Genomic DNA, 13,850 nt, shown 5'->3' with positions numbered 1-13,850 from the left:
CGACGTCACGTAGCGGTCTCATCGACCCCGTCCCGCCCGATTCGGGCGGCGTACCGTCGAATGACGGGCGCATCCGTGTCGAGGTACTCGTTCGTCCAGACGGCGTCCGGGTCGATGGGTCCATCAAGGAGCGCAGTCTCCGAGAGCATCGACCCGAGCCGGTGCCACCGTTCCGCGTCGTGGGCTCCCCAGCCGTCCGTCCGAACGTGCTCCGTGAATTGTAACCCGTCGGCGGCGACCTCGAATTTACGCATCTCGATGACGCGGCGTCGTTCGAGTGTCGCGTTGCGGGCGACGAGCGCCTCGATAGCCGCCGCCGGGTCGGTCGTCGCCTCGGCCCACCCCCGCGCGGTTGCTCGGAGAAACGAGCGCATCGTCTCGGGGTTCGCGGTGGCGAACCGGCGGTTGGTCACGAGCGTCATGCCATAGACGCCGAGGTAGTCGCCGATAGGGAGCTCGTCGGCCGTACGGCCGTGGTCGCGTTCGAGTTCGACGCCGTTCGTGACGACTCCGACCGCGGCGTCGACCGAACCGTCGAGAAGTTTGTGTTCGACGCGATGGTGCGTGTTCGGATCTACCGAAAGCAGCTCGACCCGGTCGCGGATTCCGACGTCTTCGAGGAGTTGGGCTGCGAGGATGCGCGTCTTCGTCGCCGAGGGGGCGACGGTCCGTCCCGCCAACTGCTCGGGATGCGTGAGCGGCTCGCCGAAGACGTCGCGGAGGGTGTAGATGGCAGCTGGCGTCTTCTTCGTGACCGTGGCCACGGCGAGGGGGTCGAACCCTTCGCTCTGTTTCGAGAGCACTGCGCTTGCGCCCGCCAGTCCGACGTCCGCTCGTCCACGGGCCGCCTGCTCGGCGGCGAACGGCGAGCCGTGCCCCTCGACGAACTGCACGTCCAGCCCCTCCTCTTCGTAGAAACCGCGCGCTCTGGCGAGGAAGTATGGCGCTTGAAACCCGTTCGGTTCCCAGTTGAGTTGAAACGTGACCGTGTCCATCACTCGACCTCCAACCGGAACGTCCCGCTCGGAACGTGATCGACGCCCAGCGCGTCGGGACCGGTGACTCCGAGCAAGTGCTCGAACAGCTGTTCCATCCCGCGTACGGTGTCGGCGTCCCAATCCCGGACGACCATGTCCCGCCAGCCGTCCCGGACAGCGTTGACGATCGCCGGATCGTCGTACGTCATCAACCGCTCGCCGATCTCCTCCCACAGCCGATCGTCGGTCACGAGGTGGTCTACGACGTCCCTGTACGCGCGCTTGAACCGGCGAACCGCGTCCGGCTGACGGGCGAGATAGTCCTCGCTCGTGAGAAACGTCGAGACGGGGAGCCTGTTGTCGGTGCCGGCGAGGCGCTGGACGAGCCGCGACATCGGGAGCACCTCGCGGTACGGTCCCCGTTCAACGATCTCGGGAACGATCGGCCAAAACTGGAGGATTGCGTCGACTTCCCCGTCGTGGAGCATCCGCGTCAGGCCGACCTTCGATCCGGCTTCGACCGACGTAGCCTCCACTTCGGGGTCGAACCCGTGATACTCCCGACAGGCGGCGCGAACGAGGATCCAGTTCTTATCGAGTCGACGGACCACTCCGACGCGACGGTCCGGCAGATCCGTCAACTCGGAAATACCCGATTCTTCGGGGGCGACGAGTCCACCGACGGTTCGGCCGTACGGATGGAACGCGACGATGGGCGCGCCGTGAGCCCGTTCGCGCGCCGTCGAGATGTAATCGATGTCGATGAGATCCGCGTCGCCGTCCTGTAGCCGCGCCTCGACGGTCTCCATCCCGCCTTCGAGTTCGTCCGAGACGAGTTTTACGTCGAGATGAAACCCGTGTTCCTTGTCCAGCCCGAGGCGCTTCATCGCGTAGAGCATGTATCGGGGACTGCCGTTGTGTTCGAATCGGGCTCGCATCACCGGCAGGTCCTCTGGGTCGTCGTGGTGCTCGTCGAGTGCGGCCTGCTGTGTTTCGATGGTCATCGTCCACCGGGGGCGACGATCGCGTCGATGTCCGCGTCGTCGTCGATGAGCTCCCGCCGTTTCATCCAGGTGAGGTGAGAATCGAGTTCGACGCTGTCGGCCGGCTCGGGGATGTCGTATCTGGGGACGTCGAGGTCGGCCCGGAGCGCGTCGAGGTCGACGTCCTCGAACAGGTCGGGGGCGACCGTCGCGTCGACCTCCAGCATCGAGAGGTACTGCTCGCGGTAGGCCCGTGGGTTCGCGTTGATGTCCGCGGCGGCGCGCGCGTAGGCGCGGATGAACAGGTCGACCACATTTCCTTCGAGCCCGTCGGCCCCGACAATGCCCATGTGGTTTTCAAACTCCATGATGCGGTCGAACCCGAGGTGTTCGGCGAGCGTACTATGTGGTTCCAACAGGATTACGGCGTCGACATCGCCGTTGCGTAGCGCCCGGAGGCGATCGGTCGGCATCCCGTGGTGAGCTAATCGAACCGCTTCCGGGGCCATGTGCTCTTCAAGCGCTTTGAGAGCGGTGTACTCCTGACCCGTCCGGCGGTTCACGCCTACGGGAACGCCGGCGAGGTCGTCGGGCGTCTTGATGTCATCCCGACGCGTGAATACGGCGTACGGCTGGTCCGCGAAGGTTCCCTTCGCGACAATCCGTCCGTCGTCCATCTCCCACGTTCGCTTGATGCTCTCCCACTTACACACAGGATAGAGATCGACGCCGTAATCGCCCGTCAACGTCTCGTCCGCTGGGATGTACTTCCAATCTACGTCCCGTCGGTCGCGCTCAACGACTTCGACGTCGAGACCTTCGTCCTCGAAGTATCCCTCTCGGCTCGCCACCCGTTGAGGGAGCATGAACGAGAACGGAAGGTGAAACAGCCTCACCTTGGCGGCAGTTGGCATACGTACTCAGTGACAGCCCAGTATATCATAAAAATAACGGACGAATTTTTATATAGCGAGCTATCCACCAGGAGGGTGGAGTAAACCATGGAACGCGTCACTGAGGCCGACCGAGCACCGCAAGAGGTTGCAGAGGGCGTATATCTGGCCGATCTCGCGGCAGGCGAACGAACGTCCATGAAATTCTGGCGGGTCGAACCGGGGGCCACGCTTCCGACCCACCATCATCACCACGAACAGATCGGGTACGTTATCAGCGGGGCTCTGACGGCTCTCGTTTCGGGCGAAGAGCATCGGCTGAACCCCGGCGACTCGTACGTGTTTCCGAGCAACGAACTCCACGGTGCCGAGAACCGCGGTGAAGAACCGGCCATCGGTATCGGCGTTCTCAGCCCCCCCCGAGAGGCCCCGCGATGGGGAACACGTCCCCAGCGATCGGAGCACCTCTCCGCTGGATCGGACGACTGATCCGCGACTCTTCGTCTTCGACGTAACCGCCGAGGGGGCGGGTCACGCGGCGCAACGTCACCCGTCGCAACCCGATTCGCGATGTTTCGGTACCGCACCGAGTGGAAGTTTCTCGCTCGATCCTTGGAGGATCGGAAAACCTCTTTACGCCATAGCCACGTTGGAGGATATGGACGCTGTCGATCACATCAACGTCGACGTCGACGACCTCGACGACTGTTATCGGTTCTATCGGGACGTGCTCGAACTCACCCTCCTCCGACCGCCGTCGGATTTCCGCGGAGAGCACGCGATGTTCAGAGCCGGCGATACCGTCGTCACGTTGGCAGAGACGGGGCGCGCCGAGAACTGGGACGCCGAAGGACTCGATCACCCCCTCGACAAGGCGCACGTCGCGTTCGCGACCGACCGCACGACGTACGAAGCGCTGGTCGAAGCGCTTGACGGCCAGTTCCCCAAACAGGGCCCCTACGACTGGGGCGAGTTCGAGGGCTTCTACTTCCTCGATCCGGATGGGAACCTGCTGGAAGTCGTCACCTACGATTCCCTCCCCCCCGGGGTTGAGCGCGACCTCCTCACCCACGACGACGTGGAGTGACCGGCGGAGGCTGTCGCCTCGTCGGAATTCGGACGAGGTGGAAATAGTACACCGTCGCCGACGAACCGCCGCGAAACGACCGGCCCGCCCGGACAGGCCGGCACTACGGCTAAGTACGAGGGCTACGATACCACCTCTATGCCGGGTGACACGGAGCTCCCGAACATCAAGGTTGGGCGGGACGCCGACCGCGACGAGGACAAGCCGGAGGAGACATCCACCGTGAAGTACCTCAACTACGAAGTACTGGACGAGCACGGCTGGACCACTGACGACGAGGACCTGTTCAAGAAAGCGGCGAAGGCGGATCTCAGCGCCGCCGACTTCGGCACGTTCGAGGCCGGCGCACACCGATATATCCTCGACGCCGCCGAGGACCGCTCCCACGAGTGGCCGTTCGAGTGCCGAGCCGCCTCATGTGCGAATTGCGCCGCAATCCTCGCGAACGGGGAGGTCGAGATGGACATGGACCTGATCCTCACCGAGGAGGAGGTCGAAGAGAAGCGCATCATCCTCACCTGCCAGGCGCTGGCGGTGAGCGACGAGGTCGAGATCGTGTACAACGCACAGCACCTCGACTATCTCCAGGATCGCGTCATCGGCGTTCGAGACGTGTAACCAACCCACGTGTTCCGTGATCGTGCGATCGGACGCGGTGTCGTCGCTTCGCCCGCCATCCGTCTCCCGACTCGGAAGATCAGATACCGCCGTTAGAGCCTGTTCACGGCTTCCTCCAGTCGTTTCTCTGGACCGCTACCAGTCACGATGTTCTCCTTCTGGAACCGTTCGACTGCCGTGAGATCGACGTCGACGCCCTCGTCGTCCAGGGCTTCAAGAATTGACGCCAACAGCAACGCCTGTGTATCGAGTCGATCCTCGATCTCGTTTATGTCGTTGAACGCCTTCTCGGCGAATCCGGTAAGCGAGTCCGAAAACTCCAGGAGGTTCTCTTCCGACTGTTTGATCTTCCGCTCGTTGAGGCTAATCTTGGTGTAGTTATCGACCGCCTCCAACTGGCGTTCGAGCGCCGCGATCTCTGCTTCAAGTTCGCCGATTCGCGACTGAATCATCTCGTCGATGATGCCCTCGACCGTTGTCTCGGCGTCGCCGTCGACCGCGGTTTGCGACTCTGGTTCCGTCTCCGTCTTCGTCCTCGTTTCCGGGGTCTGTCTGTGGATGGTCGGCTGCGTCATATGCCGACAATTACCACGTGGCATCATATATGTTTGGCCTCGAACGGAGCAGATCCACCCCGCGGTCGCGCCGCTGAGTCGACCTCGTCCAACCAGAGTACACCGCTCTCACCGTGTGTGGTCGCCGACGGTTTACTACCAGGTGGAAAACAGCCGTCTGCTCAGCGGTGCCAAGATGAAGGGAACGGCCGCGACGTTACGCCGACATCGAGAAGACGACGAGTCGGTCGTCGCGCGGACCGCGGCGTAGCCAGCCGCTGCCTCCGATCTGAATGGCGACGTACTGCTTTTCGGTGCCGGGGTCGTACCAACTCACTGGATCGCCGGAGATCGGCTTGTCGCCGCAGTCGAACTCCCAGAGGCGATCTCCGGTGGCACCGTCGTAGGCGATCATGTTGCCGTTCTGCGTACCGGCGAACATCAGTCCAGTTGCGGTCGTCATCGTACCGCCCCAGAGGTAGGTCTCACCGTCGATCCAGTCGCGCCAGACGCGCTCGCCAGTCGCCGGATCGATCGCCGAGATGGACGCGATGTGTCCGTTGTAGTCGTCCGGCATGTCCTCCGTTTCATCTTCAAGGATTCCGCCCCAATACTTCTTGCCTTCCTCGAAATCCTCGAACCGCCACCACGCCTCCTGGGCGTTGTTGTGCATCTTGTAGTAGATGAGCCTGTTCTCGGGGCTGTAGGACGGCGGCTGCCAGTCGTTGCCGCCCATCCCTCCCGGCATGAACGTCCCCCGTCTTCCCTCGTCGATGTGGGGGATCATGCCAAACATGTTCAACTGTTGGATGCCCGGCTCGCTCCGTTCGATGAGTTCTCCGGTTTCCGCGTCGACCGTGTACGCCCAGCCCGTCTTCCCGGCGTCGACGACCACGTCCTTCGTCTGGTTCCGGTGTTCGATCTCGAGATCCTTGATGAGGACGCGCGGGCACGCTGAGTCGTAGTCCCAGACGTCGTGCGGCGACTCCTGGTGGAACCAGAGGTGCTCGCCCGTTTCGGCGTCCAGGCACAGCGTCCCGCAGGTGTTTCGGTTCGGTCCCGGGCGTACCGATCCGTCAAAGTCGGGGCCTGGGTTACCGATCGGCAGATACAGTCGGTTCCGCTCTTCGTCGAACGTGGCCGTCATCCAGTTGGTGCCCGCTGCCTGGTTGATGCTGTCGCCGACCCACTCCTCCTCGGGACACGTTCGTGTGAACCACTTCTCCTCGCCGGTTTCGGCGTTAAGGGCGGTGTGGAACCCCCGTACGCCGTACTCGCCGCCCGCACTTCCGGTATACACCGTCCCATCGTGCACGATCGGCGCCCACGTCGCGGAGTACCCCCGCTCGTGGTCTGCGGTGCTCGTGTACCACTCCTCTTCGCCCGTGTACCGGTTGAGGGCGACGACTCCCGAATCGAGCGTCGCCATGTAGATTTTGTCCTTCCACACGGCGACGCCGCGGTTGTTGTCGTCACAGCAGAGCACCACGTCCGACGGAACCGCGTACGTGTAGCTCCAGAGGACGTCCGCTTCGCGAGGGTCGATCGCCTTCACGTGGTTCGGTCCGTTGGACTGATACATGATTGGGGGATCCCCGGGGATGATCAGCGGAGTCCCCTCCATGCTGGAGCCGGCACCGACCCGCATCTCGTACTCGAGCTCAAGGTCCCCGACGTTGTCAGGGGTGATGATATCGCACGTAGTGTAGCGGTGCTGTTCGTAGCCACCGCCGTACATCAGCCAGCTCTCGGGATTCTCACCGGTTTCACTCAGCATCTCCTGAGTGACGTCTTTTTCCGGAATGCGGTCGATGTCGTGTTGGTGGGTGACTGACTTGTCGGGCGACCCGAGCACCCGGTATCCGTTGTCCGTTTCTCTGACGACCGTGTCCTGTGCGGCTTTGACCGCTCTATCTTCGTCTATTGACATTTATCTTACCTCGCTCGGCTTGGTGCGCGCATCTCTTCCGTGATATAGAACGCGTCTCTGCAGAGTTCTTCTTGATTAATGATCGTGATCGCAGCGCCCGCTGTCAGCGCCGCGGTCAACTGGCTGTCCGTGAGTGATCCGTGTTCGCCTTCTGCGACCTCGAGGGCGGCTTTCGTCAACAGGTACAGCCCGCCGAGCATCGCTTTTACGTCCCAGATCGCGTCGTCGAGTATCCTATCGGTGATCAGGACCGATTTCTGCCAGAGGTGGACGTCGAGCGTCTTGATCCACAGCAACGCGCCGCCCATGGCCCGCTGGTGGAGTGGCGGGACGAACTCGACGTTGAATTCGACCCCATCCGGTATCTCCTTGGTCGGTACCCAGCGAGCCAACCGAAGGTCGTTGTTCGTCACGTTCATGACGAGCGCGAGCTGTTCGCGCTCGTCGAATCCCACGTCGGTCAGGTCGGCGGTCAACGGGTCGGCTCGAATAAGCTCGTGCGCGGTGTTCTTGATGAGTTCTGGCGCGAATCGCGGCGAGTTGGCGTCGGCACTTTCGAAGAAGCCGACGTCGAGAAGGTGATCGTATACGTGCCACCCGGGTTCGGCGATGTCACGATACAACACCGCTGGCTCCTTCTCACCGCCTGGAATCCCCGCTTCCCGAACCTCTGGAAGGCGTTGGATCTGAGCCGCGAGATTCGATAGTTCCCGTTCGAGGAGTTCGGCGTCGAGTTCCCCTGCGAGGTCGTTTCGGATGGCTGTCCCGACGGAAGCGAAGTCCGCGTCCGTACCTGCCTCGATCGTCCGCTTTATCGCTGACAATGTCGCTTCCTCATCGAGAGACGCGCTGACATCGAGCGTATCAGTTAACTGTTCTCGGTCGCCTCGTGTGATTTGTGGCCTACTCACGTTCCCGGAGCCTCCAGCCTATCTCACAATTTCGATCATGATATAAATTGCCATACTTCCCCAAACACTTTGAAATACATTCTAACACGAATCCGATTCAGGTATCGCCCCGAACGGTCCGCTGCAGTGCAAGTACGTACACCCCGTACCGTCGTTCGATGCGCGTCGAGGTTTCGCGGGATCGATCGCAGGACGACGAAATGGTCCGGTTACGACGTTGCGATGGGTGAACCGCCCGAGTGCTCCGCGCAGTAATGTCATTTCAATCTCTGTTACACTACTATCTTTGTACCTGTCTTGTGATTAGATCACATCGGTCACGGTATATTACAGGGAATCTTATCCCTCTCAGGAGAGCCACGGTCGGTACCCTGGAGGGGTTCACGCTACCTTCAGGGGGTGCTACTGGGGGAGAGCGAGATGGTGATATTCTTCAGCTGCGTGTAGTGCTCAACGGCCTGTAGGCCCTTCTCGCGGCCGATTCCGCTCTTTTTGTAACCGCCGAACGGCGCCTGCGGAAAGGTCGCCGGGTACTCGTTGACGACGACGCTACCGGCCTCCAGTTCGTTCGCGATGCGGTGGGCGCGGTCGAGACGGTTTGTCCAGACGGCGGCGTAGAGACCGTACTCGCTGTCGTTTGCGCGCCGGACGACTTCGGTTTCAGAGGAGAACTCGTAGACGGTCACGACGGGACCGAACACCTCGTCACGGGAGATCGGATGATCGTCGTCGACCGCCGTAACGACGGTGGGTCGATAGAAGTGGCCGTCACCCTCGATCCGGCCGCCCCCCGCGAGCACTGTTGCGCCATCGTCGATCGAGCCGTCGACGTAACGGGCGACGGTGTCGAGTGCGGTCGCCGAGACGAGCGGTCCGAGGTCCCGGTCGTCCACTCCGGCACCGATCGTCAGGTCTTCGACGGCGGTGACGAATCGGTCGAGGAATTCGGCTTTCACCTCTTCGTGGATAAAGAGTCGAGTCGTCGCAAAACAGACTTGACCGGCATTGAGAAAGACATTGAGCGTATCCGTGACGGCTCGATCGAGATCCGCATCTTCGAAGACGATACAGGGGCTTTTCCCGCCAAGTTCGAGCCCGACCGGAGTAACGTTTTCCGCGGCGGCGGTCATTACCTGCCGCCCGGTCGGAACAGATCCCGTGAACACGAGAGCGTCGACGTCCGGGTGATGGGTCAGTCGCGTCCCGGTCACCTCGCCGGTGCCAGGAACGACGTTGAAGACGCCCTCGGGGAGGCCCGCCTCCGTCGCGACATCGGCGAGAGAGAGCAGAGAGAGCGGCGCTTCGAGGGCTGGCTTTGCGACGACAGCGTTCCCGCAAGCGAGCGCCGGAGCGATGCTGCGGGAGCCGAGAAGCACTGTCGCATTCCACGGGACGATGTGGCCGGTGACGCCGAGCGGCTCACGAACCGTGTAGTCGAGCCGCTCGCCGGGGACGGGAATCGTCTCGCCCTGGATTTTGTCCGTGAGACCGCCGTAATAATCGAAGTAGTCGATCCCTCCATCGACGAGCGCCCTTGACTGCGAGAGCGGCCGACCGGACTCAAGCGTCTCGATGTACGCGAGATCGCCCGCGACGTCCCGAAGACGTGCCGCGACGTCGCGAAGGATTCGGCCACGCTCCGCGGGATCGATGGTCGACCAGTCCTCGTGCGCGCGGCTGGCCGACGCGACTGCCGCCTCGACGCCAGCTTCGCCCGCGTCGGCGACTTTCGCGATTGATTCTTCGGTGGAGGGATTCTCGACGACGAACTCGTCGTTACCGTCCACGTACGCCCCGTCGACGAAGCACCCGTAGCGCTCGCGCGGCTCGGTGGACATTATCGATGTCCTCCGCCTCCCCATTCCGTCAGGGTATCGTACAACCCTGCGTTGGAGACGTGACGACGCTGCTCAGCACGGCTGCACTCTCTGGACTCGTTGCAGGTAGCCGAATAGATATCCACGTCGTTATTGATTCGTCTCTGATGTACTCGTCTCATGTCTCGTGGTAGCTATAGACGTGCCCGCATAAATCGTCTAGCGTACTGTTCAAAATCACCCGTTCGTGAATAGAGGCCGCTCAGGGCTGAAAACCGGGTCAACGGTAAACCCGAGATCGACCGATTATTCGAGGTTCTCGACGTCGAATTCAAGGTGGGTCGAGCCGCCATCGTCTTCCCAGACGAACACCGGCTGACCGTCGAGTGCCCGAGCGTCGGTGATGTCCAGTTGACTCATGATACGCCCGGCTTCGTCGACATCCAACTCTCGGTCCGCCCGCTTCTCCTCCGGTGTCTCGGCGCTGACTTTGAGACGATCGTCGTCCTCCCCTACTACTTCGACGTCCGTCACCTGCGCTTCGAAGCGAGTACTCGGGATCTCGCCGCGGTCGCTCGGCGGATCCTCGGTCTGGGGGTTCGTCTCCACTTGCTCGTTGAACGCGTCGAAGTCGTCAGTCATGCCTCATTAAATGGCCGTCGAAACGCATTCAACCTTCTGCCTGGATATTCCGGCGGCGTCGTTATCGCCCGACAGACGAGCGCCTCTCGTCGGGGCCGTCACTGAACGTGGAAGCGCCGTCTGCGCTCAGTCCCTCGGATCGAACTCACGCCTCGGCTTACGCTCACGGTTTGTACACCCGCCCGCGGAAGGTCGCGACGCGCTCGTCGGCTGTCGTGAAGACGCCCACCTCGTATTCTGCGGTTTTCTCCCCGCAGTAGTTTTCGTCGGCGACCGCGCGCAACGTTTCCCCTTCTTCGACCGTCCTCAGGTACGACATGTTCGTCTCCATCGCGAGCGCCCTCTCGCCGCGCGAGTTCGACGCCGCCGCGAACGCCGCGTCGGCTACCGTGTACACACAACCGCCGTGCGGCGTTCCGTGGAAGTTCAGGTGGTCGGGTCTCACCCTGAGGATTGCCTCGGCGTATCCCTCCGATATCGTCACGAGTTCGACGCCGATCCACGTACAGAAGGGATCCCGAGAAGCGCGCTCGTAGATCGCTTCGTACTCGTCTTCGACCGTCATGCGTTGTGTACGACCGGATGACCGGAAATAACTACCGGGAATCTTTCCACCTCCGGGCAAATCGTCAGTACGAGATGCTGAGCACGGCGTCACACGCGTGACACGAATAGAAGTTAGTCCGCCCGTGCCAGCCGACAATCTTGCCGGTCGCACCGCACGCTGGACATTTCGCTTCTACTTTCGTACCCCACTCTCGATCGGTGCATGGAGAACCGGCGCGGCCGAGTTCGTGAAGGACGATAGCGCGCTTACTTCCTGAGATCGGGTTCTGCGAACGCCTGTGAACGGGTTGGAAGTCGTAGTACGCGGCGTATGGGTCGATGTCGAGATCGCTCACACCGCTGCTAGTGCGTCGAGGCTGAAAAGGTACTCTATTTGAATGTTACCGGATGATGATGGAGAACGCAAGCGAACCACCCGTTGTCACATAACTGTAGGGCGAGGAAGCCCACGACTGTAGTCGTGGGTAGCTTACGGATACTCTTCCATCGGTGATATGGCCTCCAACAGTTTCTTCCCGCACGTTGGGTTTCCGATTCGCCGACGGTCCGGTGGAGGTCGCTTTTCCATTCGGGCGGACCGATTATCGTCTCAATCGCGGCCGCCACTCTCCATCAAGTCGCTTGGAACCTTCTTCACGCGTCGGCACCGTCACTCGACCGTCGACTCGTCGATGTCGAACTCGAAGTCGAAAACGCCGGTTTTCCAGCCGTCGCGGCCGCGTTCAATCGCTTCGAAAGCCGCATCGAAGTGGTTGCTCGTGACGTAGATGGCGTCGGCGGTTTCGCTGCCGTCGTCGACGAATTCGCGGACTGCGATCGTCGCCGCCTCCCGGCAGATCGCTTCGATATCCGCGCCGACGCATCCGTCCGACCGTTCGGCGAGGGAATCCAGGTCTACGCTTTCGGCCAACGGTTTGTCCCTCGTGTGAACCGCGAAGATCTCCCGACGGGCGGGTTCGTCCGGGACGGTAACGTCGATGTGGTGGTCGAACCGCCCAGGCCGCAAGAGCGCGTCGTCGAGGAGGTCGGGGCGATTGGTGGTTGCGATGACGACGACACCCTCGAGGTCTTCGAGCCCGTCGAGTTCGGTGAGCAGTTGGGAGACGACGCGCTCGCCCACACCCGAGTCGCTCAGCCGCTGGCCGCGCTCGCCGGCGATGGCGTCAATCTCGTCGAAGAAGACGACGGTTGGCGCGTTCTCACGCGCTTTCGCGAAGATCTCGCGAACGCCCTTCTCGGACTCGCCGACGTACTTGTTGAGCAGCTCGGGCCCCTTGATGGAGATGAAATTGCTCGTCGACTCGTTCGCGACCGCCTTCGCCAACAGCGTCTTTCCCGTCCCAGGGGGACCGTACAGTAGCACGCCTGTCGCGGGGCGCAAATTCACTCGATCGTACGCGTCCGGGTATGCAAGCGGCCACTGGACTGTCTCCTGGAGCCGTTGTTTCGTCTCCGAGAGGCCGCCGACGTCGTCCCACGAGACGTCCGGCACCTCGGTGAACACCTCCCGCAACGCCGACGGTTCGATACCCGTTAGCGCCTCGTTGAAATCGGCCTCGGTCACGCGGAGCGAGTCGAGGAGGGTGGGATCGATCTCTTCCGATTGGGACCGGTCGGCCGGCCGGATGCGGCGGAGTGCGCGCATCGCACTCTCCTTTACGAGGTTTTCGAGGTCGGCTCCGACGAAGCCGTGGGTGCGCTCGGCGTACGTTTCGAGATCGACCGACTCGCCGAGGGGCGTTCCGCGGGTGTGGATGCGGAGGATCTCTTCTCGCTCTCCTTTGTCCGGAACGCCAATCTCGATCTCGCGGTCGAACCGGCCAGGGCGACGGAGCGCCGGATCGATCGCGTCGACGGAAGCGGTGGCGGCAACGACGGTCACCGTATCGCCATCGTCAAGACCGTCCAAAAGCGAGAGCAGCTGCGCGACGATACCGCGTTCGGCTTTCCCGTTCGTTTCCTGGGTTCCGGCGATCGAGTCGAGATCGTCGATGAACACGAGCGCGGGGGCATTCCGTGTAGCCGCCTCGAACGCTTCGCGGAGACGTTCCTCGGCCTCGCCGTAGCGCTTAGAGACGATCTCCGGGCCGGAGACGCGTTCGACGTGAGCTTCCGTTTCGTTGGCGATAGCCGTCGTCAGCAGCGTCTTCCCCGTACCCGACGGACCGTGGAGCAACACCCCCGTGGGCGGCGTAATGCCGAGGATCTGGAACAGCTCGGGGTGGCGCATCGGCAAGTCCGTCAGTTCCCGGATGTGTTCGAGTTCCGCTTCGAGTCCGCCGACGTGCCCGTACGTGACGCCGGAGGGACTCCGTCCGGCGGGGCCGTCGCCGATCGAAACGTCGTTGGCGGTCTCCGTCGACACGGTGATCTTGGTCCAGTCTCGAATCACGACCGTCTCCGCGGGGTCCGTCTCGACGATCTTCACCGGGACGTTTCCGTCGATCGTCTCCGAACTCCCGTCGGATCGGAGCGTCACCGGAATCGTCTGGCCCTCGATGACGGCTCGACCGATCAGCTTGTCCCGAAAGTATAATGCGACGTTCTCGCCGGTGTCGATCGTCTCGGAGAGGGCGACCGTGACGCGATTCGCCGACGTGGCTTCCGTCTTCTCGACCGTGACTCGATCGCCGGCGTCGACGCCCGTAGTGCGCCGTAGCTGTTCGTCGATGCGGATGGTGCCGCTCGCGCCGTCCGACGGGAGAACTTGCGTGACCGCCCTGTCGCCGTGGGGACCGCGAATGACGACGTAGTCCCCGCTCCGGAGATCGGATTCGCGCATCGTCTCGCGGCTTACCATCGCCACGCCGCTGCCCGCGTCTCCGCCTTCCGGCGGGTCGACCGTGAGTTTCATAATTTCGATTGTCAGGT

Annotated in this window: 13 protein-coding genes; 3 read left to right on the top strand and 10 right to left on the bottom strand. The window is 62.3% G+C overall.

The annotated features are described in order from the left end of the window. Positions 1-5: 5 nt before the first annotated feature. Genes C3L37_RS04825 through C3L37_RS04815 form a run of 3 tightly spaced genes read right to left on the bottom strand, consistent with a single transcriptional unit; the run spans position 6 to position 2,874 of the window. Entirely contained in the window at positions 6-995 is a 990-nt protein-coding gene (locus tag C3L37_RS04825) for an ABC transporter substrate-binding protein (protein WP_129113507.1), read from the bottom strand. Then, positions 995-1,981: an ABC transporter substrate-binding protein gene (locus C3L37_RS04820; RefSeq protein ID WP_129113506.1), complete on the bottom strand. Its 987-nt coding sequence runs from the start codon at positions 1,979-1,981 to the stop codon at positions 995-997. Before C3L37_RS04820 ends, C3L37_RS04825 begins: the two co-directional genes overlap by 1 nt. Then, complete coding sequence (locus C3L37_RS04815; RefSeq protein WP_129113505.1) at positions 1,978-2,874, bottom strand: ABC transporter substrate-binding protein; 897 nt, start codon at positions 2,872-2,874, stop codon at positions 1,978-1,980. The genes C3L37_RS04820 and C3L37_RS04815 overlap by 4 nt, the downstream gene beginning before the upstream one ends. Positions 2,875-2,961: 87 nt before the next feature. Between C3L37_RS04815 and C3L37_RS04810 the strand changes: the two genes are divergently transcribed. The 3 genes from C3L37_RS04810 (at position 2,962) to fer (ending at position 4,558) form a co-directional block, all read left to right on the top strand. Further along, the gene (locus tag C3L37_RS04810) at positions 2,962-3,342 is read left to right on the top strand and encodes a cupin domain-containing protein (protein WP_129113504.1); all 381 of its coding nucleotides are present in this window, start codon (positions 2,962-2,964) and stop codon (positions 3,340-3,342) included. 169 nt (positions 3,343-3,511) lie between these two features. Then, entirely contained in the window at positions 3,512-3,940 is a 429-nt protein-coding gene (locus C3L37_RS04805; RefSeq protein WP_129113503.1) for a VOC family protein, read from the top strand. Positions 3,941-4,078: 138 nt separating this feature from the next. Beyond that, positions 4,079-4,558, top strand: a complete 480-nt coding sequence (gene fer / locus C3L37_RS04800) for a ferredoxin Fer (RefSeq protein WP_129113502.1) — start codon at positions 4,079-4,081, stop codon at positions 4,556-4,558. Between the two features lie 92 nt (positions 4,559-4,650). Here the strand turns inward: fer and C3L37_RS04795 are convergent, their stop codons facing one another. From C3L37_RS04795 to C3L37_RS04765, 7 genes are all read right to left on the bottom strand, one after another. Then, positions 4,651-5,133 (bottom strand): hypothetical protein, encoded by a 483-nt coding sequence (locus C3L37_RS04795; RefSeq protein WP_129113501.1) that lies wholly within the window; start codon positions 5,131-5,133, stop codon positions 4,651-4,653. Between the two features lie 196 nt (positions 5,134-5,329). Beyond that, the gene (locus C3L37_RS04790; protein ID WP_129113500.1) at positions 5,330-7,042 is read right to left on the bottom strand and encodes a pyrroloquinoline quinone-dependent dehydrogenase; all 1,713 of its coding nucleotides are present in this window, start codon (positions 7,040-7,042) and stop codon (positions 5,330-5,332) included. Positions 7,043-7,047: 5 nt separating this feature from the next. Then, positions 7,048-7,938 carry a hypothetical protein gene (locus C3L37_RS04785; RefSeq protein WP_394345785.1) on the bottom strand — a complete coding sequence of 297 codons (891 nt, stop codon included), beginning with the start codon at positions 7,936-7,938 and terminating at the stop codon, positions 7,048-7,050. 407 nt (positions 7,939-8,345) lie between these two features. Next, entirely contained in the window at positions 8,346-9,791 is a 1,446-nt protein-coding gene (locus C3L37_RS04780) for an aldehyde dehydrogenase family protein (protein ID WP_129113498.1), read from the bottom strand. 285 nt (positions 9,792-10,076) lie between these two features. Further along, a complete protein-coding gene (locus tag C3L37_RS04775; RefSeq protein WP_129113497.1) occupies positions 10,077-10,412 on the bottom strand; it encodes a hypothetical protein in 336 nt (111 codons plus the stop codon). A 163-nt stretch (positions 10,413-10,575) separates the two neighbouring features. Beyond that, complete coding sequence (locus tag C3L37_RS04770) at positions 10,576-10,977, bottom strand: PaaI family thioesterase (protein WP_129113496.1); 402 nt, start codon at positions 10,975-10,977, stop codon at positions 10,576-10,578. Between the two features lie 651 nt (positions 10,978-11,628). Beyond that, positions 11,629-13,833 (bottom strand): CDC48 family AAA ATPase, encoded by a 2,205-nt coding sequence (locus C3L37_RS04765; RefSeq protein WP_129113495.1) that lies wholly within the window; start codon positions 13,831-13,833, stop codon positions 11,629-11,631. Between the last annotated feature and the right edge of the window lie 17 nt (positions 13,834-13,850).

The sequence above is a fragment of the Halegenticoccus tardaugens genome (assembly GCF_004116405.1).
Classification (GTDB): domain Archaea; phylum Halobacteriota; class Halobacteria; order Halobacteriales; family Haloferacaceae; genus Halegenticoccus; species Halegenticoccus tardaugens.
This window is presented reverse-complemented; position numbering and strand designations above follow the sequence as displayed.

Coding starts and splice junctions, on each gene's coding strand:
- C3L37_RS04795 (WP_129113501.1), bottom strand. CDS start 5,133: ATGACGCAGCCGACCATCCACAGACAGACCCCGGAAACGAGGACGAAG.
- fer (WP_129113502.1), top strand. CDS start 4,079: ATGCCGGGTGACACGGAGCTCCCGAACATCAAGGTTGGGCGGGACGCC.
- C3L37_RS04765 (WP_129113495.1), bottom strand. CDS start 13,833: ATGAAACTCACGGTCGACCCGCCGGAAGGCGGAGACGCGGGCAGCGGC.
- C3L37_RS04775 (WP_129113497.1), bottom strand. CDS start 10,412: ATGACTGACGACTTCGACGCGTTCAACGAGCAAGTGGAGACGAACCCC.
- C3L37_RS04815 (WP_129113505.1), bottom strand. CDS start 2,874: ATGCCAACTGCCGCCAAGGTGAGGCTGTTTCACCTTCCGTTCTCGTTC.
- C3L37_RS04820 (WP_129113506.1), bottom strand. CDS start 1,981: ATGACCATCGAAACACAGCAGGCCGCACTCGACGAGCACCACGACGAC.
- C3L37_RS04825 (WP_129113507.1), bottom strand. CDS start 995: ATGGACACGGTCACGTTTCAACTCAACTGGGAACCGAACGGGTTTCAA.
- C3L37_RS04770 (WP_129113496.1), bottom strand. CDS start 10,977: ATGACGGTCGAAGACGAGTACGAAGCGATCTACGAGCGCGCTTCTCGG.
- C3L37_RS04780 (WP_129113498.1), bottom strand. CDS start 9,791: ATGTCCACCGAGCCGCGCGAGCGCTACGGGTGCTTCGTCGACGGGGCG.
- C3L37_RS04790 (WP_129113500.1), bottom strand. CDS start 7,042: ATGTCAATAGACGAAGATAGAGCGGTCAAAGCCGCACAGGACACGGTC.
- C3L37_RS04805 (WP_129113503.1), top strand. CDS start 3,512: ATGGACGCTGTCGATCACATCAACGTCGACGTCGACGACCTCGACGAC.
- C3L37_RS04810 (WP_129113504.1), top strand. CDS start 2,962: ATGGAACGCGTCACTGAGGCCGACCGAGCACCGCAAGAGGTTGCAGAG.